Raw genomic sequence first — 22,898 nt, 5'->3', positions numbered from 1 at the left:
ATGGCAACGATCAAGGATGTGGCTGCCCTTGCAGGGATTTCCTACACCACCGTGTCGCATGTGGTGAATAACACCCGGCCGGTCAGTCAGGAGGTTCGGGTCAAGGTCGAGGCTGCAATCAAGAGCCTTGACTACGTACCCAGCGCAGTGGCGCGCTCATTGAAGGCCAAGACAACTGCAACCATTGGCTTGCTGGTGCCCAACAGCCTCAACCCGTACTTTGCTGAACTGGCACGGGGCATAGAAGATTACTGCGAGCGTAATGGCTACTGCGTCATCCTCTGCAACTCTGATGACAATCCGGAAAAACAACGCAGTTATTTGCGTGTGCTGCTGGAAAAGCGCATTGACGGTTTGATCGTTGCCTCGGCTGGCGGTGACAGTGGTTTGGCGCAGGGGCTGGCGGGTGTGAAAACGCCAATGGTCATCGTCGACCGTGGTCTGGATGGCGTGAATGCTGATCTGGTGCGTATCGATCATGAATACGGCGCTTACCTCGCTACCCGTCATTTGCTGGAATTGGGTCATCGTGACATCGCGACCATCGGCGGCCCGGCGAGCACCAGCGTGGCGCAGATGCGTCGTGCCGGATATTGCCGGGCGTTGACAGAGGCCGGTATCGAGGTGCGAGAGGAGCGCATGCTGGAAAGTGACTTCACCAGCACCGGCGGCTACAACGCTGCGGCGATCCTCCTTGAGCGCAATCCGCCGAGCGCCATTTTTGCCGGTAACGACATGATCGGTATCGGTGTTTTGCGCGCGGCGGCAGAGCGCAACGTGCGGGTGCCGACCGAGTTGTCGGTGATTGGCTTTGACGATATTCAGATGAGCCGTTACGTGTACCCGGCGCTGACCACCGTCGGCCAGTCGATTCTGCAGTTGGGCGAAATGGCGGCTGAGGTGTTGCTTCGAAGGATTGCCACCCCGAATCTGGGCACTGATCAGCGGATCGTGACCCCGAGTATTGTTTTGCGCGAGTCGACCGCGCCGTTGTCTGGCGTGTTCACCGAATACCGCTGAAACCGAATTGACGAGTAGTGATGTATGCCAGCAAATGTAGTGGTAATAGGCAGCCTGAACATGGATCTGGTGACCCGGGCGCCTCGGCTGCCCCGTGGCGGTGAAACGCTGATCGGACATTCCTTCAAGACCGTGTCCGGTGGCAAGGGCGCCAATCAGGCTGTGGCTGCGGCGCGATTGGGGGCGCAAGTGGCGATGGTTGGCTGTGTCGGTAGCGACGACTATGGCGTGCAATTGCGTGACGCCTTGCTGGCCGAACAGATTGATTGCCAGGCGGTGAGCGTTGTCGAGGACTCCAGTGGCGTGGCGTTGATCGTGGTCGATGACAACAGTCAGAACGCCATTGTGATCGTTGCCGGAGCCAACGGCGCAATGACGCCAGCGGTGATCGATCGGTTCGATGCTGTAGTGCAAGCGGCTGATGTTGTCATCTGCCAGCTCGAGATCCCGGATGCGACGGTGGGGCATGCGCTCAAGCGTGCGCGAGCGCTGGGCAAGACCGTTATCCTCAATCCAGCGCCGGCCAGTCGTCCTTTGCCGGCAGACTGGTTTGGGGCGATCGATTACCTGATTCCCAATGAGAGTGAAGCTGCCGCGTTGAGTGGCTTGCCGGTTGACTCGCTGGAAACCGCCGAACATGCGGCAAGTCACTTGATCGCAATGGGGGCTGGCAAAGTCATCATCACCCTGGGTGCCGAGGGGTCTTTATTCGCTAACGGTAAAGGTTTCGAGCATTTCCCTGCGCCGAAAGTGAAAGCTGTCGACACCACGGCGGCGGGTGACACCTTCGTCGGTGGTTTTGCCGCTGCGTTGGCTGATGGCAAGTCCGAGGCCGAAGCGATTCGATACGGGCAAATTGCTGCGGCATTGTCGGTCACTCGGGCCGGCGCCCAGCCATCCATTCCAACAATGTCCGACGTACAGGCCTTCAAACCCTCATGAAAAAGACTCCTCTACTCAACATCGCGCTGTCACGACTGATCGCATCTCTGGGCCATGGCGACATGGTCGTGATCGGTGATGCCGGGCTGCCGGTGCCGCCGGGTGTTGAACTGATTGATCTGGCGCTGACCCACGGCGTTCCGGATTTCGTCAGCACCTTGAAGGTCGTGCTCAGTGAGATGCAGGTGGAAAGCCATGCGCTGGCCAAAGAAATCTTCGACAAACAGCCGACTGCGCTGACCACACTGGACGAGCTGAATGAAGAAGGCGCGCTGGGGCGTCGCGATCTGCTCAGTCACGAGCAATTCAAAGTACTCAGCCGACAGGCTCGGGCGATTGTTCGTACGGGAGAATGTCAGCCGTACTGCAACATCGTGCTGGTCGCCGGAGTAACGTTCTAATTTTCGTTTTCACAAGCACAAGGAATGCGCCATGCAACGCTATGCTAAAAAACTGCATCACTTCATCCGGAGCCTGCTGCTTTTGTCCGTGATAACCGCAACCGGCGCTCAGGCGGCGGAAAAAATCGACCTGATCATCGACACTGACCCGGGCGCTGACGACGTGGTCGCGTTGCTGTTCGCTCTGGCTTCGCCGGGCGAACTGAATATTCGTGCGTTGACCACCGTGGCTGGCAACGTGCGACTCGACAAAACGTCGCGTAACGCGCGTCTGGCTCGCGAGTGGGCAGGGCGCGAGGAGGTGCCGGTTTATGCCGGTGCGCCGAAGCCACTGATGCGCACACCGATCTACGCCGAGAACATCCATGGCAAGGAAGGCCTGTCGGGTGTCAGCGTGCACGAACCGAAAAAAGGTCTGGCAGAAGGTAGCGCGGTCAACTACCTGATCGACACCCTGAAAAAAGCCAAGCCACACAGCATCACTATCGCCATGCTCGGCCCGCAGACCAACCTGGCGCTGGCGCTGATCCAAGAGCCCGACATTGTTCAGGGCATCAAGGAAGTGGTGGTGATGGGCGGTGCGCACTTCAATGGTGGCAACATCACCCCTGTGGCTGAGTTCAATCTGTTTGCGGATCCGCAAGCGGCTGACGTCGTGCTCAAAAGTGGCGTCAAGCTGACCTATCTGCCACTGGACGTTACCCACAAGATTCTCACCAGTGATGCGCGTCTGAAGCAGATTGCTGCGCTCAACAATAATGCGAGCAAAATTGTCGGTGACATCCTCAACGAGTACATCAAAGGGGATATGGAACACTACGGCATTCCGGGCGGCCCGGTGCATGACGCCACTGTCGTGGCTTATCTGCTCAAGCCGGAACTGTTCACCGGTCGTTCGGTGAATGTTGTGGTCGATAGCCGTGAAGGGCCGACCTTCGGTCAGACCATTGTCGACTGGTATGACGGCCTCAAGGCACCGAAGAACGCATTCTGGGTTGAAAATGGCGATGCCCAGGGTTTCTTCGATCTGCTGACCGAGCGCCTGAAGCGTCTGAAGTAAATGATCGGCCCGCAGGCGCCAGCCTGCGGGTTTCTATTCCCTCTCGGCGTGTTTATGCTTGATCTGTTCGGTTCGGGAGCGCTCGAAAATCTGCTCGATGAATAGCTGGGCGGCTTCCGTTCCCAGTTCCTTGATCAATAGATCGATACCAATAAGCGCCAACTCTTCGGTGGTTCCCGGACTGTAAGAGCTATGTCCGTCTGCCCATTTGGCTTTGATGTCGGCGTCGATGCTTACGCTGGTCATGATCAGGCTCGAAAAGTCGGGAGGTCTGTGCGTCGAGTTAACCATTTTGTCGGGCGTTTGGCACTGCGACTTAGGCATGAGCGCAGCGCTATGCGACACTTGGTCTTTTCCGGCTTATCCAAGGATCGTGTTGTGCAGATCGATTTGAATACTCCTGATGGCCTCACGCTCGACGCTGTACGCCATTTGCTGGCATCGGCCAGCGATGATGAACACACGCAATTGCGCGTGACCAAGGGCGGTATCGCCTACATCTCGTCGGGAGTAACTGGCGGGCAGGATATTGACGACCTGCTGTTTCGACTTGAAACCTGGGCCAAGGGCTCAGGTTATGTGGGGAATATTGCGGCCAGCGACGAGGTGTGGGTGATGCAGATTTTCAATGCGCTCAAGGACAACTGGCCGAATCCGCCGTATGACTACATCGACGTCTACTGAACTTCGTAAATATTAAGTCACGATTGATTGGTGAGCAGGCTGAGCGCCGTTCAGGCACACTCGGCGTTTTTCCTGTCGTGGGGCAGGGTGATGGCAGTTGTCATGAAACCAAACGCCGGATTGGCGGTCGCACGATCTCAGTTAACTATTTGAAAACAAGGAGGCTTCATGTCTTTGAAGTTCGCGTCACTGGGTGCACTTATGGCCGTCGCCCTGTTGGCCGGTTGCAGTACAACCTCCAGCGAGTCGGCAAAGGAGTCCGTGGCGACCGAAACCGGTCACAGCCGATGTGAAGCGACGGCGGCGGAGTTCGCCATTGGCAAAAAAGCTTCGCCAGAGCTGCTGGAGCAGGCCCGCGCCAAGGCAGGTGCGCAGAACGCGCGCTTTCTCAAGCCCAATGACATGATTACGCTGGAATACCGCTCCGATCGCTTGAACCTGAACACCGACAACAACCTGGTAATCACTCGCGTCAACTGCGGCTGATTACAGGCTGCTTTTGTTACAGGCATAAAAAACCCCGTCACATGGACGGGGTTTTTTTAGTGCGCCGAGAAATTACTCTGGGCGAACCTGTGCAGCTTGCATACCCTTTTGGCCTTTCTCAGCCACGAAGGAAACGGTCTGGCCTTCTTTCAGGCTTTTGAAACCGTCGGATTCGATAGCTTTGAAGTGTACGAACAGGTCGTCACCGCCACCTTGAGGAGTGATGAAGCCGAAGCCTTTTTCATCGTTGAACCACTTAACGGTGCCGGTTTGGCGATTAGACATGGTGTATCTCCAAGAAACATATATTTTTCAGTACTGTGCTGCTCAGGCCAACTGGGCACACCCGGGTATCATAGTCGAAATGTTCGCTTTGGTAGCCCCCCGGACGTGCTGTTTGCCAATCAGTCGTGTTTTCTTTACTGCCTTTATCGGCTGAAAGCCCCGTTTTATAAGGCTTTTAGCGGAACGTAAAGACGATAAAAAAACCTGTAAAACCTGCATAAATCGTCTGAAAAGACGCAAATTCAGTCCTTTTCAAGGGCGCTGGGCCGAGTCAGGACGCTTTTTTTCCTACTTTTTCGCCGGAGTATTCGCCTTGCATTTGGCGATTTGGCGCAGCGCTTTCTGCTGCAGTTCAGGGGGCGCCTTGTTGTCCATCAGCGCCTGAATGTCGCTCGCCGGGTACGACTTGATTGCATCAGCACCACAGGCGCAATGAGATTTGGCCGCTGCGGCGCCGATCTGTGGGGTGGCCGCCTCCGTGCACTGCGTCATGTACTTCTGACGCTCGCCCTTCGGCCAGTCAGCGTGAGCGCTCAATGGCAGCAGCAGAACAATGGGGGCGACTACGGCGAATAAGGTATTCAGACGCATGCGAGGATGCTCCTTGTGGGTCAATGTCTTTTTATCTGAGGGCTGAAGGGCCTATCAAGTTCAGCACTCTGGCATAAAAGCAGACGATATGCCTTCTGATGAAACTGAGGCATAAGTGACCGCTCATCTGTGCTAGCATGCCTGGCTCAAGCGTTCTCAGGCTCCGGATGACCTTCAGTCCCGGCAGCGGTCAACGTGCGAATATCCTGATTTGAATCCCAGTCACTCTGGTTCGGTTTTCCGGTTGGCCGCAAGGCTCCTGCCGCTGTAAGGCAGGCGTTCGTCATTGAATGGCCTGGATCGGATCTTGTACTGGCTCATCCCAACCCACGTGACCTTTGGTAGGGGTCACCACTAGGAGAGGAGGCGCCATGCCAACTATTACTCTTCCCGACGGCAGTCAACGTTCATTCGATCACCCGGTTTCCGTAGCCGAAGTTGCCGCATCCATCGGTGCAGGTCTTGCCAAGGCGACTCTGGCCGGTAAGGTCAATGGTCAACTGGTCGACGCCAGCGATATCATCAGCAGCGACGCGACCCTGCAAATCATCACGCCTAAGGATGAAGAAGGGCTGGAGATCATTCGTCACTCTTGCGCCCACCTGGTTGGTCATGCGGTCAAGCAGTTGTACCCGACTGCCAAAATGGTGATCGGCCCGGTCATTGATGAAGGTTTTTATTACGACATCGCCTTCGAACGTCCTTTTACTCCGGACGATATGGCTGCTATCGAACAGCGCATGCAGCAGCTGATCGAAAAAGATTACGACGTCATCAAGAAAGTCACTCCGCGTGCCGAAGTGATCGAAGTGTTCAAGGCTCGTGGTGAAGACTATAAGCTGCGTCTGGTCGAGGACATGCCGAACGAGCAGGCCATGGGCCTGTACTACCACGAAGAATACGTTGACATGTGCCGCGGTCCGCACGTGCCTAATACACGGTTCCTGAAATCCTTCAAGCTGACCAAGCTGTCGGGTGCCTACTGGCGCGGCGATGCCAAGAACGAGCAATTGCAGCGCGTTTATGGCACCGCTTGGGCAGACAAGAAGCAACTGGCAGCTTACATACAGCGCATCGAAGAAGCTGAAAAACGCGATCATCGCAAGATCGGCAAGCGCTTGGGCCTGTTCCACACCCAGGAAGAAGCGCCGGGCATGGTGTTCTGGCACCCGAATGGCTGGACTCTGTACCAAGTGCTTGAGCAGTACATGCGCAAGGTTCAGCGCGATAACGGCTATCTCGAGATCAAAACGCCGCAAGTGGTTGACCGTAGCCTGTGGGAGAAATCCGGGCATTGGGCCAACTACGCTGACAACATGTTCACCACGCAGTCGGAAAGTCGCGACTACGCCATCAAACCGATGAATTGCCCCTGCCATGTGCAGGTGTTCAATCAGGGCCTGAAGAGCTACCGTGAACTGCCGATGCGTCTGGCCGAGTTCGGTGCCTGCCACCGTAACGAGCCGTCGGGCGCATTGCACGGCATTATGCGTGTGCGTGGGTTCACTCAGGACGATGCCCACATCTTCTGCACTGAAGAGCAGATGCAGGCCGAATCCGCCGCGTTCATCAAGTTGACCATGGATGTTTATCGTGACTTCGGCTTTACCGATGTCGAGATGAAGCTGTCCACTCGTCCGGAAAAACGCGTGGGCTCCGACGAGTTGTGGGATCGCGCTGAGGCTGCACTGGCTGCTGCCCTCGATTCTGCGGGCCTGCCGTACGATCTGCAGCCGGGTGAGGGTGCGTTCTACGGTCCCAAGATCGAGTTCTCGCTGAAAGATTGCCTCGGTCGCGTGTGGCAGTGTGGTACCTTACAGCTCGATTTCAACCTGCCTGTCCGTCTCGGCGCCGAATACGTCTCCGAAGACAACAGCCGCAAGCACCCGGTCATGTTGCACCGCGCGATCCTCGGTTCTTTCGAGCGTTTCGTCGGGATTTTGATCGAGCACTATGAAGGTGCGTTCCCTGCTTGGCTGGCGCCAACCCAGGCAGTGATCATGAATATCACTGATAAACAGGCGGATTTTGTTGCTGAAGTTGAAAAAACTCTCAACGAAAGCGGATTTCGTGCCAAGTCCGACTTGAGAAATGAAAAGATCGGCTTTAAAATCCGTGAGCATACTTTGCTCAAGGTTCCCTATCTTTTGGTTATCGGAGATAAGGAAGTCGAGATGCAGACTGTCGCTGTGCGTACTCGTGAAGGTGCTGACCTGGGCTCGATGCCCGTCGCCCAGTTCGCTGAGTTTCTCGCGCAAGCGGTTTCCCGGCGTGGTCGCCCAGATTCGGAGTAATTACTATTAAGCGTGAAATGAGACAAGATAAACGAGCTGCACCGAAAGCCCCGATCAACGAGAATATCTCGGCACGCGAGGTTCGGTTAATTGGGGCTGAAGGTGAACAGCTTGGGATTGTGTCAATTGAAGACGCGCTTCTTAAGGCTGAAGAGGCCAAGCTGGATTTGGTGGAAATTTCCGCCGATGCAGCACCCCCTGTTTGCAAACTGATGGACTACGGCAAATCGATCTTCGAAAAGAAGAAGCAGGTTGCCGCGGCTAAGAAAAACCAGAAGCAGATTCAGGTTAAAGAAATCAAGTTTCGTCCAGGGACGGAGGAAGGGGATTACCAGGTAAAACTGCGCAACCTGGTACGTTTCCTGAGTGATGGGGACAGGGCCAAGGTATCCTTGCGATTCCGCGGCCGTGAGATGGCCCACCAGGAGCTGGGGATGGAACTGCTCAAGCGGGTTGAAGCTGACCTGCTCGAGTACGGTTCGGTCGAACAGCATCCTAAGATGGAAGGACGCCAGCTGATCATGGTCATCGCCCCGAAAAAGAAGAAGTAATCAACAGGGCACGGCAGGCCTTCTGATTATGTTTATCAACTGAATGCGGAGTATCCGAACATGCCAAAAATGAAAACCAAAAGTGGTGCTGCTAAGCGGTTTCTGAAAACTGCTAACGGTATCAAGCACAAGCACGCTTTCAAGAGCCACATCCTGACTAAAATGTCGACCAAGCGTAAGCGTCAACTGCGCGGTAGCAGCTTGCTGCATCCGTCTGACGTGGCAAAAGTCGAGCGCATGCTGCGCCTTCGTTAATTTTAGTCAAGAATAGAGGAAGTAACTCATGGCTCGTGTAAAGCGTGGCGTCATTGCCCGTAAGCGTCACAAAAAAATTCTGAAACTTGCTAAAGGCTACTACGGCGCACGCTCCCGCGTATTCCGTGTTGCCAAGCAAGCGGTAATCAAGGCAGGCCAATACGCCTACCGTGACCGTCGTCAGAAAAAACGTCAGTTCCGCGCTCTGTGGATCGCTCGTATCAATGCTGGTGCTCGTGTTAACGGCCTGTCCTACAGCCGTTTCATCGCTGGCCTGAAAAAAGCGTCCATCGAGATCGACCGTAAGGTTCTGGCTGATCTGGCAGTGAACGAAAAAGCGGCGTTTGCTGCGATTGTCGAGAAAGCTAAAGCCACCTTGGCTTAAGTACCCCCGACAGTCACCCGGCCTCACCTCTGTGGGGCTTGGTGTTAAACGTCATAAATAGGGGAAGAGCCTTCAAGCTCTTCCCCTATTTTGTATCTGGAGTCTGTACATGGAAAACCTGGATGCGCTGGTCTCTCAAGCACTAGAGGCTGTGCAAAGCGCTGAAGATATCAATGCCCTGGAGCAAATCCGGGTTCAATACCTTGGCAAAAAGGGCGAGTTGACTCAGGTGATGAAGACCCTGGGGAATTTGCCGGCAGAAGAGCGTCCGCAAGTCGGCGCCCTGATCAACGTTGCCAAGGAACGTGTCACAGGCGTTCTCAATGCGCGCATGGCTCTGTTTGAAGAAGCTGAACTGGCTGCCAAACTGTCTGCCGAATCCATTGACGTGACGTTGCCGGGTCGCGGTCAGACCTCTGGTGGCCTGCACCCGGTTACTCGGACTCTGGAGCGTGTCGAACAGTTCTTCACGCGTATCGGCTACGGCATCGCCGAAGGCCCTGAAGTCGAAGACGACTATCACAACTTTGAAGCGCTCAACATCCCAGGCCATCACCCGGCCCGGTCGATGCACGATACCTTCTATTTCAACGCCAACATGTTGTTGCGCACCCATACCTCGCCGGTACAGGTTCGCACCATGGAATCCAAGCAGCCGCCGATCCGCATCGTCTGCCCAGGCCGCGTGTACCGTAGCGACTCCGATATCACCCACTCGCCGATGTTCCACCAGGTCGAAGGCCTGCTGGTTGATCGCGATATCAATTTTGCCGATCTCAAAGGCACTATCGAAGAGTTCCTGCGGGTCTTCTTCGAGAAAGAACTGGCCGTACGTTTCCGTCCTTCCTATTTCCCGTTCACCGAGCCATCCGCTGAAGTCGACATGGAATGTGTGATGTGCAGCGGTAAAGGTTGCCGTGTCTGCAAGCAGACTGGCTGGCTGGAAGTGATGGGCTGCGGCATGGTTCACCCGAACGTGCTGCGAATGTCCGGCATTGATCCAGAGGAGTTCTCCGGCTTTGCCTTCGGCATGGGCGTCGAGCGTCTGGCCATGCTCCGTTACGGCGTGAACGACTTGCGTCTGTTCTTCGACAACGACTTGCGGTTCCTCGCGCAATTTCGCTAGTCGTAACGAATTCTTAGGAGAGCAGGATGAAATTCAGTGAACAATGGCTGCGTGGCTGGGTTAGCCCGCAGGTAAATCGCGACGAGTTGGTTGCCCGTCTGTCGATGGCCGGTCTTGAGGTCGATAGCGTGACCCCGGCCGCCGGTGTATTCAGTGGCGTGGTAGTGGGCGAGGTGCTGAGTACCGAGCAGCACCCTGATGCCGACAAACTGCGTGTGTGCCAGGTCAGCAATGGCGCGCAAACCTTCCAGGTCGTGTGCGGAGCGCCAAACGTGCGCCCGGGCCTGAAGATTCCGTTCGCGATGATCGGTGCAGAACTGCCGGGCGATTTCAAGATCAAGAAGGCCAAGCTGCGGGGCGTTGAGTCCAACGGCATGCTGTGCTCGCAAGCCGAGTTGCAAGTCGGTGAAGGCAACGATGGTCTGATGGAGTTGCCGGTCGATGCGCCGGTGGGCGAAGACTTTCGCGTGTACCTGGACCTGGAAGACGCCAGCATCGAGGTCGACCTGACCCCCAACCGCGGTGACTGCCTGTCGCTGGCCGGTCTGGCCCGTGAAGTCGGCGCGCTGTATGCGGCTCCGGTCACCCGTCCGGTGGTCATGGCCATTCCTGCCGTGCACGACGAAGTGCGTTCGGTAGAGGTGCTGGCACCAGCCGCGTGCCCGCGCTACTTGGGCCGTGTCATCCGCAACGTTGACCTGTCCAAGCCAACCCCGCTGTGGATGGTTGAGCGTCTGCGTCGCGCTGATGTGCGTAGCATTGATGCTGCCGTCGACATCACTAACTACGTGATGCTAGAACTCGGTCAGCCGCTGCACGCCTTCGATCTCGCCCAAATCAATGGCGGCATCCGCGTGCGCATGGCGGAAGAGGGCGAGAAGCTGATTCTGCTGGACGGTCAGGAAGTCAGCCTGCGCGGCGATACGCTGGTGATTGCCGACCATACCCGCGCCCTGGCGATTGCCGGTGTGATGGGTGGCGAGCACAGCGGTGTATCCGCGACCACTCGAGATGTGTTCCTTGAGAGTGCGTTCTTTGATCAGATCGCTGTCGCGGGCAAGGCCCGTTCGTACGGTCTGCACACCGATGCTTCGCACCGCTACGAGCGCGGTGTTGACTGGCAACTGGCCCGTGAAGCCATGGAGCGCGCCACTGGCCTGCTGCTGGAAATCACTGGTGGCGAAGCCGGCCCGATCATCGAGACCGTCAGCGAGCAGCACTTGCCGTCGATCGCCCCGATCACTCTGCGTGCGCAGCGCATCACCCAAATGCTGGGCATGGAAATGGATTCGGCGCAGGTCGAGCGTCTGCTCAGCAGCCTGGGCCTGAGTATTTCCGCCGACGGAGCAGGGCAGTGGCGCGTTGAAGTGCCAAGCCATCGCTTCGATATCAGCCTGGAGGTCGACCTGATCGAAGAGCTGGCTCGTTTGTATGGATACAACCGTCTGCCGGTGCGTTACCCGCAAGCGCGTCTGGCGCCCCAAGCCAAGGCCGAAGCGCGTAGCGATCTGCCTGAATTGCGCCGTCTGTTGGTGGCTCGTGGTTATCAGGAAGCGATCACCTACAGCTTCATCGATCCGAAACAGTTCGATCTTTTTAATCCGGGCGTCGAGCCGCTGTTGTTGGCCAATCCGATCTCCAACGATATGGCCGCCATGCGTTCGTCGTTGTGGCCAGGTCTGGTTAAAGCCTTGCAGCACAATCTGAACCGTCAGCAAGACCGTGTGCGTTTGTTCGAAAGCGGTTTGCGTTTTGTCGGTCAGCTCGAAGGTCTGAAGCAAGAGCCGATGCTGTCGGGCGTTGTTTGCGGTAGCCGTCTGCCGGAAGGCTGGGCGCAAGGTCGCGATACGGTTGATTTCTTCGACGTCAAAGCTGACGTGGAAGCTGTGCTGGGCTTCGCTGGTGCACTGGATACGTTCACCTTCGTTCCGGGCAAACACCCGGCGCTGCACCCAGGTCAAACCGCGCGCATTGAGCGCGAAGGGCGTGAGGTCGGCTTTATTGGCGCAATCCACCCTGAATTGTCGAAGGCTCTCGGTCTCGACCGCCCTGTCTTCGTTTTCGAGCTGATCCTGGCTGAAGTGGCGCTCGGTAAAATGCCGAAATTCCACGAGTTGTCGCGCTTTCCTGAAGTGCGTCGTGACCTTGCACTGATCGCACACAAAGACGTCGCAGCCTCCGCTGTATTGGACGTAATTCGTGAAAATGCAGGCGAATGGCTCACAGATCTCAGGCTGTTTGACGTATATCAGGGTAAAGGTATTGATCCTGATAGAAAAAGCCTCGCAGTTGGCTTGACCTGGCAGCATCCATCGCGCACTCTTAATGACGATGAGGTGAATTCGACGACGCAAAATATCCTCACCTCGCTCGAACAAAGGTTGAACGCCACGTTAAGGAAGTGACGTATGGGGGCTTTGACGAAAGCTGAGATGGCGGAACGTCTGTATGAAGAGCTGGGCCTGAACAAGCGGGAAGCCAAGGAATTGGTAGAACTGTTTTTTGAGGAAATCAGGCACGCTCTTGAAGACAACGAGCAGGTCAAATTGTCGGGTTTCGGCAATTTCGACCTTCGGGACAAACGCCAGCGGCCTGGCCGCAACCCGAAAACGGGGGAAGAAATCCCGATCACGGCTCGCCGTGTGGTCACCTTTCGTCCAGGGCAGAAGTTGAAGGCCCGAGTTGAGGCTTATGCTGGAACCAAGTCATAACGACGAACTTCCCGTTATCCCGGGCAAACGTTACTTCACCATCGGTGAAGTCAGCGAACTGTGTGCTGTAAAGCCACACGTGCTGCGTTACTGGGAGCAGGAGTTTCCTCAACTCAACCCCGTCAAACGCCGCGGTAACCGCCGGTATTATCAGCGCCAGGATGTGCTGATGATCCGGCAAATCCGTGCGCTCCTTTACGATCAGGGTTTCACCATCGGCGGCGCACGCTTGCGTCTGTCCGGCGATGAAGCCAAAGATGACACCACCCAATACAAACAGATGATCCGGCAGATGATTGCCGAGCTCGAAGATGTGCTGGTTGTGCTCAAGAAATAAAAAGCTGCGTTTGAATGCTTCCAGTTTTCAAAAGCTTGCGATATATTCTTGAGCGCTCTTCGAGGCGAAGAGCGATTTACAAAACCAATCGGGGCGTAGCGCAGTCCGGTAGCGCACTAGCATGGGGTGCTAGGGGTCGAGTGTTCGAATCACTCCGTCCCGACCATATAATTCAATGACTTAGACCAACTTTCGCGAGTTGGGCTTTTTCATGCGTAGGGACTTTTGCGGGGGTTCATCCCGTTTTTCTCCTCAAGATGGTCAGAGCCGGTCCTCGCGAATCGGTTGCCGACACTTTGTTTGCCGCCTCAATCAACTGCTCAAGCTCTGCGGTAGAATAGTGGCTCGTAACGCTACCATTCTTGTGCCCCAAGAGCGCCTTCCGATCCTCCAGTGTCACGCCCGCCGCACGAAGCCTTCTGCCAAAGGTGTGTTTTAGGTCGTGAATCCTGATCGATCTGAACCCAGGGTGTGCCGGTGACTTGTGTTCCATTTCCCACTTCGCCGCCGCTCTTACCCTGGCCTTCTTCCACGCTGTGTCATTCATCCGGTGCATCGGGGTTGGTCCGTACTCGTCCGACTGCCCATACGGGAAGACATACTTCGAATGCAGGCCGCGCTGTCCATCGATGACCGACATCGCCACCTTGTTCAGCACCACCAGCCTTTCATCGCCATTCTTCACGCCAGACTTTTCACTCCTCCCGCCAAAGTCAGCAGGGATCAGGAACACACTCGTTCCCAGTTCCGGCACTCGGATTTCCCAATCCCACTGAAGCTTGCAGACTTCCTGCTCTCGGCAACCCGTGTTCACCTTGTAGAGTGACATCCTCAACAGGTGGTCAGGGATTTCCGAGAACAACATCGACTGCTCTGCCCATGACATGGGGTAGGGCTTCCTGCTCGACTTCCTTTCCTCCAGCATCGAGATCATCGGCACGCTATCCAGCCACGGCCGTTTCTCTGCGTCTCGCCACTTCCTGTGGCACAGGTTCAAGATCCGAACGATTCGCTGTAAGGCGATGTTCACCGTGCGGTTTGAGACGCCTGGCTTCACCTTCCCCTTTTCGTTCTTCGTCGGCTTCTGCCTGTCGCGCTTGAAAGCCGCCAGTGTTCCGTCATCTATATGGGTGATCGGCAGATCCCCGATGTACGGATCCAGCTGTTCAATGTGTGATGCTGACAGGCCAATCGACGCCTGATCCTTGAACTCCACCAGGAACCGCGTCGCTGCCTCACGCCAGGTTCTCACCTGGCGCACACCGTAGACCTTTTCCTGCCTGAGCTTTTCCAGCCGGTGAATCAGGTACTGCTCCGCTTCCTGCCTTTCGCTTGCTCCAGTGCTTTCCTGAAGTCGCTGACCTCTGACGACCTTGTCGATGTGCCAGATTCCGTTTCTCTCGTAGAGACCGGAGATCGTTTTTCGCGCCATTTATTAACTCCTTGGCGCCCACTGCGGGGCTGATTGTTGTCCTGATTGGCCGCTTTATCAATTGCCATGGACTCAACGTAGGCGTCTGCCCACTGGTCCAGCTCGATCCGGTCGAAGCCGACGCCCTGCTTCCCGATCGGGAATTCACGAACGTTCGGCCGGACTGTTTTGTTGAATTCGTCCCGGCACATGCCGAGATAGCCGTATGCCTCGCCGGCGCGTATGAAGCGCGGGAGGATTGGCGCGACCTGGGCCGCGCTTCGATTTGCCATGAGGCATTGCTCCATGCCGCGCATGGCGGCAGAAGGTGGTGGTGGGTTATGCGCAGGCTTTTGCCAGAACTTCGTCGGCAATTTTCATTGCTGCCCGGGCATCGCTCACGTAGGCAGGGTCGAAGCCGCCGCACAGGTGGATGGTCGCTTGGCAGGCGCGCAGGTTCTCGCGGTTGAGTTTCAGCGCGGCGACCAGCTCATCGTGCAGTCCGCGCTCCTCGCGGCAGATATCCCAGAAGCGCTGGCCCCAATGTCCAGTCGGTGGCGGATTACTATTCTGTGCGCCGAGTGCCAGTGCGCCGACCACAGCGTCCAGCAGATCGCGCTTGTAGGCGTTATCGCCGTCGATGCTCAGGCCCTGCCGGCGCAGCGCGTCGAGCGCGTTATTCAAGTTCGCCTCGGGCGATGGCAGCACCAGGTCAAAGTCAGCTTTGCCCGGCCGGCAGACGATGACAAACATCTGGCAATCGATCGGCAGGTGTTGGGCGATATCCGAGATCGATTCGATAGCGGCTTCGCGCAGGTGGTGTTTTTGATCAGACATGCGAATACCTCGCCCGCCGTAGGCCGGCAGGCTGTTGAGTGGTTGGGGTTATTGCAGGATCAACTTGGCCGGGACGCTCACCGCAGCGCCGCGCTTGGCGAACACCACGGCGCGGAACACCGCGATGGTTCTGGTTTCGCCGGTCTGCCGGTTGAACGGGTCGTTCGTCATGTCGGCCAGCCAAGGGTGCCGGTGGCCAACATCGACCCAGACGCCGTACTTCGTGATCAGACGCTCGGCGTCGGGCAGGGCGAAGAGATCCAGCTGGCCCGCGACGGGCTGCTGATCACCCTCGATCGCGTTGATTGCCCAGTCCAGCGCTGGGCCGGTCAGTTCCTCGGTGCGGACGTTGACCATGTGGTTCATCGCTCGCGCCTCTGGAAGTCAGTGCAGCGCACGATCACTGTCTGGCCATCGTTCGAAAGCGGCGGCATCGTGCTGAAGGGAAGGTGGCTGCAATTGCGGTGGGCGTGGGTGCAGGTGGTGCACATGCCTCCTTTGGGTTGATGGGTCATGGCCGGGCCTCGCCGATGCGGGGGACAAAAACGCCGAGATCCTTCAGGCTCTGCAGCGCGATTGCGCAATCATCGCCGAAGGCAAACATCGCGCTGCCAGCACCTGATCGGCCTTTCTTGTGGCTGTTCTCGTGCCCGGGCACAAAGGCGATTCGCCCCTTGATCAGCAGAGTGGCCGATGCGGTGGCCATTGCTTCCTGAAACCACTCGGCATCCGTGCGGCTGAACACCAGCGCAATGCCGTTTCCATGAGCAATCAGGCGGCGCATCCAGAACCCTGTATCTGGGCCGTATGGCGGGTTCATCCAAACCCGGCCCGACCATTCCTTCGACAGGCCGTCATCGAAGATCGTGTATTTCGTCTTCGCCGGTACCGCCGTCACATAGTCGTGCGGGCTGGATGGGTCGAGGTCGAACTGCAAGCCGAGCCGGTCGAATATCCAGGCCGGCGTATACCACTCGACGCTCTTGTGCTTCGGTGGCGCCGCGCGGGCGCCGATCATTCCGGTCATCGCCACGGCCCCTTGTAGATTAGGTAGGCCATGTAGAGCGGGGCGAAGATCATGGCGCGGCCCTCCTGACATCCTCGACGGTCACAATGTGCGGGGTGATCTCCTTGATGGTGAAGAAGTCAGGCTGGCAGTGCTTCCGCGCCCAGGCCATCAGTGGACGCATTGCTCGCTCAAGATCCGCCTTCGCCGCAGTGTCGAGCGTTGGATAATTGTCGACCCACTCGCCGGCGTCGCTGTCATAGGCGCGCTCGCTAATGTGTTCGAGCAAATCATCCTGGTCTGGCAGAAAGGTCGCCGGGTCATCCTTGCACTCGGTACCGCGATAGACCGTGTCGCCTTCATATAAGCCCGACCTGAAGCTGGCCGGGTGGCCGTCCCCGCAGCTGTCATGCCCGTAGTTGTCTTTGAGGAGTTCGTCGAGGCTTTCGTAATCCCAGGAGCCGTTCTCGCCGGTGAGAGACCATTTTTCGCCGGTTGCTGGAGCTTCGTAGTCCGGAATCGAGTTCGCCGCAGCGATTGGCAGGGCCGCCCTGAACTGTTCGAGATATTCGGCTGGCTTTGATCCCCAGCGATTGACCATGCATTCGTCATCAACCGGCGCACCTTCGTCTTCTGCCTCGCCTGACGGCTCGCCCGGCATCATGAAGAACTCGCGCTCGACAGCCTGCAGCAGATCGGAGAAGTGCTTGGTGTTTTCGATGTTGACCAGCAGCGTCGACAGTTCGTGGTTAGAGCTGAGGCCGAACACGTTGTAGATGGGTGCCAGCTCTGGTTTATGTTTGGGCATGACTTCGTCCTCGCCGCTATTGCGGCTATCAAATTCACATGAGGGAGAGGTATCGTTGCCGCCATTAAAAAATGGAGGTGGGAAGTGGTCGTTCACGGAGTCGAGTATCGGTTTTGCTGCGCTTCAAGCGTTGTTGAAGGACACGATGGCCTTGCGCTTGAATGCTGGAGAGGTAACAACGGGCTGTTATTTGAGATATTTCGAAATGACGAGACACTCCGCTTTGAAGTGACCCTGTTCGTAGAGAATGTACCGCTTGAGCTGCTTGAATACGCCGTACCAATCGCCCGAGAACGCTTAGGGGATTTTGTTCCTTATCCCTGACACTTCGTCCTTGCCGCTATAGCGGCTGACTTTGAAGGGGGAGGGAGTTACTGGTATTTGCTGCTGATGCGCTCGGCGATGTCCTCGAGCTTTTCCGCCATGTACCGCATGTCGTTGTTGTCACGGCGAGAAACAACCTGGCAGCGGTGGACGTTACGACCGTCAAGGATCTTCGCTGCCAGCAGGATCAGCCAAGCTTCGAACTTGCGGCGGATGAAGTTCTTCATGCCTGCGGTACCGGGTGGCTCGCGTTCCAGCGCTCGAAGGCTTCTTGCGTAGTGGCTGCTTCGATCTTCTCGTCGCACTGGTTGCACGCCGCCACACCGCCCGAAGCGCCGACATCACGGTGACCTTGCTTGCACGGGTTCATGTGCCAGTCGTCATCCTGTTCCTGTTCAGCCACCTCAACCACCAGGTGCTTACCGCAGGAATGGCAGAAGTGCATGCCGTTTTCTTCCGGCCCATCCTCATGGAATGACCATTTCTCACCGCAGCCACTGCTCCAGATGCCGCTGTCGTCTTCGCGGTGCCACTCGCATTCGCCGCCGGCGAAGTCATCAATCCGCTGATCCGCTGCGTTCAGGCGCTGCTGCAGGGCGTCACGCTCGGCGCGGAGCTGATTGACCTCATCCTGAGCCTGGTCAACGATCTCCTGCGCTTCGTGCTTGTCGATCCAGTTGCCGATCCCTTCGGCCTTGAGCACCCGGCTGTTGTCAGGCGAGTGGATAAAGCCGTAGTGCTTGAGCGCGCAGATCTTGTCCCAATACTCAAAGCCTTTACGCGTTTTTATGTCACGCATCATGCAATCTCCATCGATACCAGATCATGGGCATTCACAACCTTCATGCCGAGCTCGCGGGCAATGTGCACTTCGAGCCGGGCGCCTTTCGAGTTCTCCCAGCCGGGCAGCACAGCAACCTGACCGCATAGGCCGAGCCGCGTCAGGTCGTAGGCCATGTAGTCGGCCCAGTCCGCACCGTCGACGACGCCGTGCTCTGCCGGGTTTTCGACGACGTATCCACGGGCGCGGAGATCGGCGGCCATCTTGTTGAAGGCAGGGAAGTTGAAGTCTTCGAAGCCAGTCATCGGTCCGGCCAGGTACAGGCGGTTGGCGCGATCGACGGCGAGCGTCACTCCAGTCACTGCTGGCGCCGGCGCAAGGTCGTGCCAGGTGTCGACCTCAAACTCCGCTGGCCGCAGCCCAAGGTGTTTCCCGTTTGGCAGCACCGCCGCCACCGCGCCGTGACTGTTAGTCCACACAGAGAAGATCTCGCCTTCACGACAGATCGGGGAGTCACCCTGCAAGAGTGCGGACGCAACTCCCGGCATCGGATCAGCCGTGACGGTCGTGAACATCTTGACCGTGCGCGGAACACGATCGCCAAACGGGTAGCTTTTACTGCGCTTGTGCAGAGCTGGGCAGTCGATGATGTTTTCTGTGGGCATGGGGCGTCCTATGCCGGGGCATGCCCGGGCGGTGGAGGGTTGGTTTCAGAGTTGTTTGAGAATGCGCCGGCCGATCCAGCGAACGACTGTGACCGCCTTGCTGTTGCCGATTGCCTTGTAGCGCGGGCCATCCGGACATTCGCTGGCAGGCTTACCGCGCCACGGGATCAGCGTGTAGTCGTCGGGCATTCCTTGAAGGCGTTCGCACTCGCGTGGGATGAGGCGACGAACAGAACTGGAAATATTGATCATGTGTCCATCGGTTTGATGACCAGGGGAAAGTGTCTGCGCCCCACCGCGACTTGATCTCGCCATCAATGGGGGAGTCGGACCATCAACTGTTCCGTCGCATCCGATTGGCGAGTTCACGACGACCGCGACCTGGCCGCCGGCATTCGCGTGACTTCCAGAGTGGTTCATCGCGCGCAGCGTCGGGGCAATTGAGCCTGCGTCGGCGCCATGATCCTTGCAGGAGAAGGCGAGGATGGCGTTTTCCTGGCCGTTGTTCCGACCTAGGGCGAAGGCTGTTGAGTCGCTTACGCCTGGATCCTGCGTTCCGTGAACAACCAGCAACCCGGATTCCGCATCCTGCTGGGTTGCGCTGCCGGCCGCTTTACCGTTGGCATTGAGTGTCCCGGCCACGATGAATGCCTCGGAGTCGGCGCGGTGGCTGCTTTGCGACTGAGCTCGAAGCGCTGGCGCGGTGATCGGGATATCGTCGAGCGAGTAACCTCCAGATTTTCGTCCACCACCGGCCAATGTTGGCGCCACGAAGAACGTCTCGCTTTCCATGTCGAGCCGGGTGTCCTTCGCGGTGAGTGTTGCTGATCGTTCGACAGATCCGCCAAGACTGTGGCCGCCGAACGCCGGCACACCGCAGAACACGCCAACCGCTGGCCCTTCATCGCCTTCGCAGTTCGGACAGCCGTACTGCCCTAGTGACTCCTCGAAGGTGTATCCACATCCGCACTGGAGCGCAGGGCCGAAAGGAGCTGATCCGGTAACGTCTTGCCCCTCGCCTCGGCGCGGCGCAGTATCCCGGCGCACGCCTTCTCGCTCAAAAAGTACCTCGGTGGGATCGAATCCGTCTCGAGCACTTGCGACAACGAACACACGGCGGCGTCGTTGGGCCAGGCCGAAATATTGGGCGTCCAGTATCCGCCACGCGATTGTTCTTTTGGGTCCATACACACAACCAGCGTCCGGCCATTTCTTCCCTGAAGGCTGCAGCTCGCAGTCTTCCCCAGCAAGCGCGCCAAGAAAGCATCCGAAGGCGTTGCCTTTGTCGCTGAGGACGCCGGGGACGTTTTCCCAGACGATGATGCAGGGCGGCTTTCGCTGGCCTGCTCGAACATAGTCAACTGCATCTGCGAGCTCCACGTATTTGATGGTGAGGGCGCCGCGCGGGTCGAGCAGACCCTGGCGCATGCCAGCGACACTGAAGGCCTGGCACGGTGTTCCGCCTACCAGTACATCCGGCGCTTCAATCTTTCCAGCCAGCACCAAGGCGCCGAGCTTGGTCATGTCGCCGAGGTTCGGTGTGTTCGGGTAATGGTGGGCGAGTACCGCGCTGGGGAACGCTTCAATCTCGGCGAACCATGTAGCGCACATGCCGAGCGGCTTCCACGCAAGCGTTGCCGCCTCGATGCCGGAGCAGACCGAGCCGTAAGTGATTTCCATGGGGGGATCCTCGCCGGCTGGCGTGATTCGTAGAAGTGGGGTATTTGTGTTCGGCCCGGCATGGGGCCGGATCAAGGAGAAGTTGATGTCGATAGCGACGATGGCTAGCATCGGGTCACTGCTGTTCGGACTTCTGTCGGCTGTGTTCTGGGTTGTTTCAGCAGTCGTAAAAGCTCCGCCACCTCCCGAGCTTGAAGGAAAGCCCGATGGAAGTTACTGGGGTGGAAACGTACTAAATGGCGGCGATCTGTATGGCACGCTCAGAGCACAGTCAAAATGGAACAGTCGCGCTGCCTTCGCGGCCTCTGCTGCGGTGCTGCTTCAGATTGCAGTTGGTTTTCTGTAAGGGGGGGGGCTCGCTCAAGCCGCGATGCGCGGGATCATCACGCCAAGGTCTGCCAATTGATGTAGGGCGCCCGCACACTCTTCACCGAACGCGAACATCGCGCTACCAGCTCCTGATCGACCTTTCTTGTGACTGTTTTCGTGACCAGGCACAAATGCGATCCGGCCTCTGACCAGGAGGGTTGCCGAAGCGCTGGCCATAGCTTCCTGAAACCATTCGGCGTCTGTTCGGCTGAAGACCAGCGCAATGCCGTCGCCGTGAGCAATTAGGCGCCGCATCCAAAAGCCGGTGTCGGGGCCATACGGTGGATTCATCCAGACTCGGCCCGTCCATTCCTTAGACAGGCCATCATCGAAGATCGTGTACTTCGTCTTCGCCGGTACCGCTGTCATATAGTCGTGCGGGCTGGACGGATCAAGGTCGAACTGCAAGCCGAGCCGATCGAAGATCCATGCTGGCGTGTACCACTCGACACTCTTGTGCTTTGGTGGCGCCTCGCGAGCGCCGATCATTCCGGACATATTTGATTTCCAGTCAGGCGCCGCCCTCCGCGACCGGTGGTGGCGTGAAGTAAGTTTGTGAGCTATTGCTTGATGGCCTGGCATAAAGCCGGATTAAGGAGAGCGAGATGGTTAAATATCACGAGATGCGAGATGACGAGTTCACCCCTAAATGCCCTAAGTGCGGGTACGCAGCATTTGTCGCGGTGAACAACGCATACGTTCATCGAACCAGCTTTGCCATACCGATGATCGTTTGCGCTAATTTGGAATGCCAAGCTGTGCTTGGGGTTCTCCCCAAGGAATCGGTCTGGCCCGACTGACTCGCTATTCGACGCCCGTCGCGGCGAATGCTTCAAGCTGCCGCGACCACTTTTCCTTAATCACCAATTCCGGTCGCGACATACTCACGAAGCGTTCCGACTCACTTTCCGGCGCTGCGGCCAGATTGATGATGAACGTCGACACCGTCTCCTGCCATTCCTCGAAGTCGTGGCGCTCGCCGAGAACATTAAGGGCATCATCTAAAGCCTTCGACACAATCAGCGACCGCTTCTCGGCGCCGATCCGATCGAGCAGCGCCTTCTCCTTGGCTCGCTTGTCCTTCTGCAATTGCGCATTGCTCTTGGCCATGGCCTACCTCTTCAATTCCGCTGGCCGGCAAGTCCAGCCAGGTCTGTCGTTTGCGTTGTTGGGGTCTGGAACGTCTCACGCTGCAACCTTCACCTGATGCCAGGCGCCGGCGGCGTAGAACAGCTTCGCGGCTTGGGCTTCATCCATCGATATCTCATCGGGAATGGCGATCCAGCCTGATGCGACCAGATGGGTCGGGTTCGCGCTGTTGCGCAGCTCCAGGTAGTAATGCTCGATGGCATCAGTCAGGCGCTCGACCTTGTAGATGCCCTCCGGCGAGATCTCGACCGACTTGATGTACTCGGCGCCGCGCTCGTCGCGACACATGGCGGCGATGTAGATCGTCCAGCGGTAGGAGAAGTCGAATATCGCGTTGGCGATCGCCAGACTCCGGATCTGCCGGAAACTCTTCCAGTTCGCCATGATCTGGCTGCCGCTGGGATCAATGTTTACGACCGCGACGTGGTTGGTTCGCAGCAGCGCCCGGCAACTGCGTTCGGCCCGGGCGAAACCGTTATTCGGTTTGCGTTTCGACTTCATACCGAGTCCGCCATTTTTCGCAGAGCCCTGCGGTCAGCGGCCGATATCGGCTTCGGGCGCCGCTTGAGGACCGTTTCAGGGTCTACCCAGTCCCGCCGCGAAGGCCTTGGCATCATGCGTGCCGGCGGCAACTCTTTGAAGCTGGCGCCGGGCCGCGTCCAGAAGTCGGCCATCGCAGCGGCGATCTGTTTCGACTCAGTCTGCTTTGCTCGAACCGCGTTGAGGTTGAGGCTGATCAT

The 22,898-nt window shown here is 57.5% G+C and carries 32 protein-coding genes and 1 tRNA gene; 16 read left to right on the top strand and 17 right to left on the bottom strand.

Features of this window, described 5'->3' with window-relative positions; translation table 11 throughout:
* From AACY50_RS21475 to AACY50_RS21460, 4 genes are read left to right on the top strand one after another with little or no spacing between them, the layout of a single operon-like run.
* Entirely contained in the window at window positions 1–1,020 is a 1,020-nt protein-coding gene (locus AACY50_RS21475) for a LacI family DNA-binding transcriptional regulator (protein WP_339494604.1), read from the top strand.
* A gap of 24 nt (window positions 1,021–1,044) precedes the next feature.
* The gene (rbsK, locus tag AACY50_RS21470; RefSeq protein WP_339433986.1) at window positions 1,045–1,962 is read left to right on the top strand and encodes a ribokinase; all 918 of its coding nucleotides are present in this window, start codon (window positions 1,045–1,047) and stop codon (window positions 1,960–1,962) included.
* Window positions 1,959–2,363: a D-ribose pyranase gene (gene rbsD / locus AACY50_RS21465; protein ID WP_339539153.1), complete on the top strand. Its 405-nt coding sequence runs from the start codon at window positions 1,959–1,961 to the stop codon at window positions 2,361–2,363. Before rbsK ends, rbsD begins: the two co-directional genes overlap by 4 nt.
* A gap of 31 nt (window positions 2,364–2,394) precedes the next feature.
* Window positions 2,395–3,423 carry a nucleoside hydrolase gene (locus AACY50_RS21460; RefSeq protein ID WP_339539152.1) on the top strand — a complete coding sequence of 343 codons (1,029 nt, stop codon included), beginning with the start codon at window positions 2,395–2,397 and terminating at the stop codon, window positions 3,421–3,423.
* 33 nt (window positions 3,424–3,456) lie between these two features.
* Here AACY50_RS21460 and AACY50_RS21455 read toward each other — a convergent pair whose 3' ends face one another.
* On the bottom strand, window positions 3,457–3,669 hold the full coding sequence (locus AACY50_RS21455) for a hypothetical protein (RefSeq protein ID WP_339539151.1): 213 nt from the start codon (window positions 3,667–3,669) through the stop codon (window positions 3,457–3,459).
* A gap of 132 nt (window positions 3,670–3,801) precedes the next feature.
* On the opposite strand from AACY50_RS21455, the gene AACY50_RS21450 reads away from it, so the two are divergent.
* Complete coding sequence (locus AACY50_RS21450) at window positions 3,802–4,107, top strand: hypothetical protein (protein ID WP_339433982.1); 306 nt, start codon at window positions 3,802–3,804, stop codon at window positions 4,105–4,107.
* 168 nt (window positions 4,108–4,275) lie between these two features.
* On the top strand, window positions 4,276–4,593 hold the full coding sequence (locus AACY50_RS21445) for an I78 family peptidase inhibitor (protein ID WP_339433981.1): 318 nt from the start codon (window positions 4,276–4,278) through the stop codon (window positions 4,591–4,593).
* Window positions 4,594–4,665: 72 nt separating this feature from the next.
* Here AACY50_RS21445 and AACY50_RS21440 read toward each other — a convergent pair whose 3' ends face one another.
* Together AACY50_RS21440 and AACY50_RS21435 are read right to left on the bottom strand one after the other, a co-directional pair.
* Window positions 4,666–4,878, bottom strand: a complete 213-nt coding sequence (locus AACY50_RS21440; RefSeq protein ID WP_003179963.1) for a cold-shock protein — start codon at window positions 4,876–4,878, stop codon at window positions 4,666–4,668.
* A gap of 288 nt (window positions 4,879–5,166) precedes the next feature.
* Window positions 5,167–5,469: a hypothetical protein gene (locus tag AACY50_RS21435; protein WP_339539150.1), complete on the bottom strand. Its 303-nt coding sequence runs from the start codon at window positions 5,467–5,469 to the stop codon at window positions 5,167–5,169.
* A 371-nt stretch (window positions 5,470–5,840) separates the two neighbouring features.
* Here AACY50_RS21435 and thrS point away from each other — a divergent pair, with 371 nt between their 5' ends.
* From thrS to AACY50_RS21390, 9 genes are all read left to right on the top strand, one after another.
* Complete coding sequence (gene thrS, locus AACY50_RS21430; protein ID WP_221733336.1) at window positions 5,841–7,763, top strand: threonine--tRNA ligase; 1,923 nt, start codon at window positions 5,841–5,843, stop codon at window positions 7,761–7,763.
* Window positions 7,763–8,314 carry a translation initiation factor IF-3 gene (gene infC, locus AACY50_RS21425; RefSeq protein ID WP_221733351.1) on the top strand — a complete coding sequence of 184 codons (552 nt, stop codon included), beginning with the start codon at window positions 7,763–7,765 and terminating at the stop codon, window positions 8,312–8,314. The genes thrS and infC overlap by 1 nt, the downstream gene beginning before the upstream one ends.
* Window positions 8,315–8,374: 60 nt before the next feature.
* Window positions 8,375–8,569 (top strand): 50S ribosomal protein L35, encoded by a 195-nt coding sequence (gene rpmI, locus AACY50_RS21420; protein WP_002553160.1) that lies wholly within the window; start codon window positions 8,375–8,377, stop codon window positions 8,567–8,569.
* A gap of 28 nt (window positions 8,570–8,597) precedes the next feature.
* Complete coding sequence (gene rplT, locus AACY50_RS21415) at window positions 8,598–8,954, top strand: 50S ribosomal protein L20 (RefSeq protein WP_002553161.1); 357 nt, start codon at window positions 8,598–8,600, stop codon at window positions 8,952–8,954.
* Window positions 8,955–9,063: 109 nt separating this feature from the next.
* Window positions 9,064–10,080 carry a phenylalanine--tRNA ligase subunit alpha gene (pheS, locus tag AACY50_RS21410; RefSeq protein WP_003226365.1) on the top strand — a complete coding sequence of 339 codons (1,017 nt, stop codon included), beginning with the start codon at window positions 9,064–9,066 and terminating at the stop codon, window positions 10,078–10,080.
* A 26-nt stretch (window positions 10,081–10,106) separates the two neighbouring features.
* Window positions 10,107–12,485: a phenylalanine--tRNA ligase subunit beta gene (gene pheT / locus AACY50_RS21405; protein WP_339539149.1), complete on the top strand. Its 2,379-nt coding sequence runs from the start codon at window positions 10,107–10,109 to the stop codon at window positions 12,483–12,485.
* A 3-nt stretch (window positions 12,486–12,488) separates the two neighbouring features.
* Entirely contained in the window at window positions 12,489–12,791 is a 303-nt protein-coding gene (gene ihfA / locus AACY50_RS21400) for an integration host factor subunit alpha (RefSeq protein ID WP_002553164.1), read from the top strand.
* Window positions 12,772–13,128 (top strand): MerR family transcriptional regulator, encoded by a 357-nt coding sequence (locus AACY50_RS21395; protein ID WP_003179985.1) that lies wholly within the window; start codon window positions 12,772–12,774, stop codon window positions 13,126–13,128. Before ihfA ends, AACY50_RS21395 begins: the two co-directional genes overlap by 20 nt.
* 89 nt (window positions 13,129–13,217) lie before the next feature.
* A tRNA-Pro gene (locus AACY50_RS21390) sits at window positions 13,218–13,294 on the top strand.
* 69 nt (window positions 13,295–13,363) lie between these two features.
* Here AACY50_RS21390 and AACY50_RS21385 read toward each other — a convergent pair.
* From AACY50_RS21385 to AACY50_RS21345, 10 genes are all read right to left on the bottom strand, one after another.
* A complete protein-coding gene (locus AACY50_RS21385) occupies window positions 13,364–14,545 on the bottom strand; it encodes a tyrosine-type recombinase/integrase (RefSeq protein WP_235378443.1) in 1,182 nt (393 codons plus the stop codon).
* On the bottom strand, window positions 14,431–14,832 hold the full coding sequence (locus AACY50_RS28865) for a hypothetical protein (protein ID WP_445261499.1): 402 nt from the start codon (window positions 14,830–14,832) through the stop codon (window positions 14,431–14,433). The genes AACY50_RS21385 and AACY50_RS28865 overlap by 115 nt, the downstream gene beginning before the upstream one ends.
* Window positions 14,833–14,878: 46 nt before the next feature.
* Complete coding sequence (locus tag AACY50_RS21380) at window positions 14,879–15,376, bottom strand: hypothetical protein (RefSeq protein WP_339539148.1); 498 nt, start codon at window positions 15,374–15,376, stop codon at window positions 14,879–14,881.
* Between the two features lie 48 nt (window positions 15,377–15,424).
* Window positions 15,425–15,742, bottom strand: a complete 318-nt coding sequence (locus AACY50_RS21375; RefSeq protein ID WP_339539147.1) for a hypothetical protein — start codon at window positions 15,740–15,742, stop codon at window positions 15,425–15,427.
* A 145-nt stretch (window positions 15,743–15,887) separates the two neighbouring features.
* Entirely contained in the window at window positions 15,888–16,403 is a 516-nt protein-coding gene (locus AACY50_RS21370) for a DNA N-6-adenine-methyltransferase (RefSeq protein ID WP_339539146.1), read from the bottom strand.
* Between the two features lie 49 nt (window positions 16,404–16,452).
* Window positions 16,453–17,286, bottom strand: coding sequence for a hypothetical protein (locus tag AACY50_RS21365; protein ID WP_339539145.1), 834 nt, complete (start codon window positions 17,284–17,286; stop codon window positions 16,453–16,455).
* A gap of 275 nt (window positions 17,287–17,561) precedes the next feature.
* Complete coding sequence (locus tag AACY50_RS21360) at window positions 17,562–17,741, bottom strand: hypothetical protein (protein WP_339539144.1); 180 nt, start codon at window positions 17,739–17,741, stop codon at window positions 17,562–17,564.
* Window positions 17,738–18,313 (bottom strand): hypothetical protein, encoded by a 576-nt coding sequence (locus AACY50_RS21355; RefSeq protein ID WP_339539143.1) that lies wholly within the window; start codon window positions 18,311–18,313, stop codon window positions 17,738–17,740. The genes AACY50_RS21360 and AACY50_RS21355 overlap by 4 nt, the downstream gene beginning before the upstream one ends.
* Window positions 18,313–18,960 (bottom strand): DUF4406 domain-containing protein, encoded by a 648-nt coding sequence (locus tag AACY50_RS21350; protein ID WP_339539142.1) that lies wholly within the window; start codon window positions 18,958–18,960, stop codon window positions 18,313–18,315. The genes AACY50_RS21355 and AACY50_RS21350 overlap by 1 nt, the downstream gene beginning before the upstream one ends.
* 45 nt (window positions 18,961–19,005) lie before the next feature.
* On the bottom strand, window positions 19,006–20,640 hold the full coding sequence (locus tag AACY50_RS21345; protein ID WP_339539141.1) for a DNA cytosine methyltransferase: 1,635 nt from the start codon (window positions 20,638–20,640) through the stop codon (window positions 19,006–19,008).
* A gap of 85 nt (window positions 20,641–20,725) precedes the next feature.
* Here AACY50_RS21345 and AACY50_RS21340 point away from each other — a divergent pair, with 85 nt between their 5' ends.
* The gene (locus AACY50_RS21340; RefSeq protein WP_339539140.1) at window positions 20,726–20,986 is read left to right on the top strand and encodes a hypothetical protein; all 261 of its coding nucleotides are present in this window, start codon (window positions 20,726–20,728) and stop codon (window positions 20,984–20,986) included.
* Between the two features lie 14 nt (window positions 20,987–21,000).
* On the opposite strand, the gene AACY50_RS21335 is transcribed toward AACY50_RS21340, so the two are convergent.
* From AACY50_RS21335 to AACY50_RS21320, 4 genes are all read right to left on the bottom strand, one after another.
* Window positions 21,001–21,507, bottom strand: coding sequence for a DNA N-6-adenine-methyltransferase (locus tag AACY50_RS21335; protein ID WP_339539139.1), 507 nt, complete (start codon window positions 21,505–21,507; stop codon window positions 21,001–21,003).
* Window positions 21,508–21,813: 306 nt separating this feature from the next.
* Window positions 21,814–22,119 (bottom strand): hypothetical protein, encoded by a 306-nt coding sequence (locus AACY50_RS21330; RefSeq protein ID WP_339539138.1) that lies wholly within the window; start codon window positions 22,117–22,119, stop codon window positions 21,814–21,816.
* Between the two features lie 75 nt (window positions 22,120–22,194).
* Window positions 22,195–22,659, bottom strand: coding sequence for a hypothetical protein (locus AACY50_RS21325; protein WP_339539137.1), 465 nt, complete (start codon window positions 22,657–22,659; stop codon window positions 22,195–22,197).
* Window positions 22,656–22,898: a hypothetical protein gene (locus tag AACY50_RS21320; RefSeq protein WP_339539136.1), complete on the bottom strand. Its 243-nt coding sequence runs from the start codon at window positions 22,896–22,898 to the stop codon at window positions 22,656–22,658. Before AACY50_RS21320 ends, AACY50_RS21325 begins: the two co-directional genes overlap by 4 nt.

This window comes from Pseudomonas sp. RA_15y_Pfl2_54 (assembly GCF_963971015.1).
GTDB lineage: Bacteria > Pseudomonadota > Gammaproteobacteria > Pseudomonadales > Pseudomonadaceae > Aquipseudomonas > Aquipseudomonas baetica_A.
Note: the sequence above shows the minus strand (reverse complement) of the source record. Positions and strands in the feature narration are given on the sequence as shown.

Coding starts and splice junctions, on each gene's coding strand:
- AACY50_RS21475 (WP_339494604.1), top strand. CDS start 1: ATGGCAACGATCAAGGATGTGGCTGCCCTTGCAGGGATTTCCTACACC.
- rbsK (WP_339433986.1), top strand. CDS start 1,045: ATGCCAGCAAATGTAGTGGTAATAGGCAGCCTGAACATGGATCTGGTG.
- rbsD (WP_339539153.1), top strand. CDS start 1,959: ATGAAAAAGACTCCTCTACTCAACATCGCGCTGTCACGACTGATCGCA.
- AACY50_RS21460 (WP_339539152.1), top strand. CDS start 2,395: ATGCAACGCTATGCTAAAAAACTGCATCACTTCATCCGGAGCCTGCTG.
- AACY50_RS21455 (WP_339539151.1), bottom strand. CDS start 3,669: ATGACCAGCGTAAGCATCGACGCCGACATCAAAGCCAAATGGGCAGAC.
- AACY50_RS21445 (WP_339433981.1), top strand. CDS start 4,276: ATGTCTTTGAAGTTCGCGTCACTGGGTGCACTTATGGCCGTCGCCCTG.
- AACY50_RS21440 (WP_003179963.1), bottom strand. CDS start 4,878: ATGTCTAATCGCCAAACCGGCACCGTTAAGTGGTTCAACGATGAAAAA.
- AACY50_RS21435 (WP_339539150.1), bottom strand. CDS start 5,469: ATGCGTCTGAATACCTTATTCGCCGTAGTCGCCCCCATTGTTCTGCTG.
- thrS (WP_221733336.1), top strand. CDS start 5,841: ATGCCAACTATTACTCTTCCCGACGGCAGTCAACGTTCATTCGATCAC.
- rpmI (WP_002553160.1), top strand. CDS start 8,375: ATGCCAAAAATGAAAACCAAAAGTGGTGCTGCTAAGCGGTTTCTGAAA.
- rplT (WP_002553161.1), top strand. CDS start 8,598: ATGGCTCGTGTAAAGCGTGGCGTCATTGCCCGTAAGCGTCACAAAAAA.
- pheS (WP_003226365.1), top strand. CDS start 9,064: ATGGAAAACCTGGATGCGCTGGTCTCTCAAGCACTAGAGGCTGTGCAA.
- pheT (WP_339539149.1), top strand. CDS start 10,107: ATGAAATTCAGTGAACAATGGCTGCGTGGCTGGGTTAGCCCGCAGGTA.
- ihfA (WP_002553164.1), top strand. CDS start 12,489: ATGGGGGCTTTGACGAAAGCTGAGATGGCGGAACGTCTGTATGAAGAG.
- AACY50_RS21395 (WP_003179985.1), top strand. CDS start 12,772: ATGCTGGAACCAAGTCATAACGACGAACTTCCCGTTATCCCGGGCAAA.
- AACY50_RS28865 (WP_445261499.1), bottom strand. CDS start 14,832: ATGGCAAATCGAAGCGCGGCCCAGGTCGCGCCAATCCTCCCGCGCTTC.
- AACY50_RS21380 (WP_339539148.1), bottom strand. CDS start 15,376: ATGTCTGATCAAAAACACCACCTGCGCGAAGCCGCTATCGAATCGATC.
- AACY50_RS21375 (WP_339539147.1), bottom strand. CDS start 15,742: ATGAACCACATGGTCAACGTCCGCACCGAGGAACTGACCGGCCCAGCG.
- AACY50_RS21370 (WP_339539146.1), bottom strand. CDS start 16,403: ATGACCGGAATGATCGGCGCCCGCGCGGCGCCACCGAAGCACAAGAGC.
- AACY50_RS21360 (WP_339539144.1), bottom strand. CDS start 17,741: ATGAAGAACTTCATCCGCCGCAAGTTCGAAGCTTGGCTGATCCTGCTG.
- AACY50_RS21355 (WP_339539143.1), bottom strand. CDS start 18,313: ATGCGTGACATAAAAACGCGTAAAGGCTTTGAGTATTGGGACAAGATC.
- AACY50_RS21350 (WP_339539142.1), bottom strand. CDS start 18,960: ATGCCCACAGAAAACATCATCGACTGCCCAGCTCTGCACAAGCGCAGT.
- AACY50_RS21345 (WP_339539141.1), bottom strand. CDS start 20,640: ATGGAAATCACTTACGGCTCGGTCTGCTCCGGCATCGAGGCGGCAACG.
- AACY50_RS21340 (WP_339539140.1), top strand. CDS start 20,726: ATGTCGATAGCGACGATGGCTAGCATCGGGTCACTGCTGTTCGGACTT.
- AACY50_RS21335 (WP_339539139.1), bottom strand. CDS start 21,507: ATGTCCGGAATGATCGGCGCTCGCGAGGCGCCACCAAAGCACAAGAGT.
- AACY50_RS21330 (WP_339539138.1), bottom strand. CDS start 22,119: ATGGCCAAGAGCAATGCGCAATTGCAGAAGGACAAGCGAGCCAAGGAG.
- AACY50_RS21325 (WP_339539137.1), bottom strand. CDS start 22,659: ATGAAGTCGAAACGCAAACCGAATAACGGTTTCGCCCGGGCCGAACGC.
- AACY50_RS21320 (WP_339539136.1), bottom strand. CDS start 22,898: ATGATCAGCCTCAACCTCAACGCGGTTCGAGCAAAGCAGACTGAGTCG.